This window comes from Allobaculum fili (assembly GCF_020969955.1).
In the GTDB taxonomy this organism is placed as follows: Bacteria; Bacillota_I; Bacilli_A; order Erysipelotrichales; family Erysipelotrichaceae; genus Allobaculum; species Allobaculum fili.
This window is the reverse complement of the sequence record NZ_JAHDSX010000107.1, coordinates 1-565: the sequence shown is the minus strand read 5'-3', so window position 1 is coordinate 565 and position 565 is coordinate 1. Positions and strand designations below refer to the sequence as shown.

General features: G+C 40.9%; 1 protein-coding gene. It reads left to right on the top strand.

Annotated features, from left to right (window positions below):
• Positions 1-244, top strand: a 244-nt coding sequence (locus tag Afil_RS10720; protein ID WP_230268545.1) for a hypothetical protein, incomplete at its 5' end; no start/stop codon positions are given.
• Positions 245-565 lie beyond the last annotated feature (321 nt).

Genomic DNA, 565 nt, shown 5'->3' with positions numbered 1-565 from the left:
TTTGGAAAGGGGGAAAAATGACCCCCTTCAAGCTCCGCTGGATTATGGCCTGAAGGGCCCGCGATTTTTGTCAATAATCTCATTTGTACAAGTTTTGAAACTTCCTAAACTTCCTGCCACAAAAAAAGACAAATTATCTCAAATGGATAATTTGGCAATCTACAAAACCGTTAACCGAATGGCATTGCTTTTATATAGCAATTTCAATATCTATAACCGGAGTAAAAAAATATGGAGAGAGTAAGGTCTTTTGTGTAAATTCCATCAAGGCATCAGACTGATACAATCAGCTTGAGCCTGACAAATTTATACAAGGAGACCACTTATGCCACGTAAAGCTAAAGCTGCACCAACCCTTCAGAAACAGATGTAAGCGTCAAATAGAACCCGTCTAGCGCCACCCCCTCCGATCTCGGAAAATTATTCTGAATCGGAGGTTTTTTTATGCAACTCGAAACCCTTATGAAGTGGGAAACACTTCTCGAAGATTTCTATCTTCATCCCGAACTGACTATGAAACAGTTCTGTCGGACTCGAGATCTGGACTATACCCGTTTTCGACGCA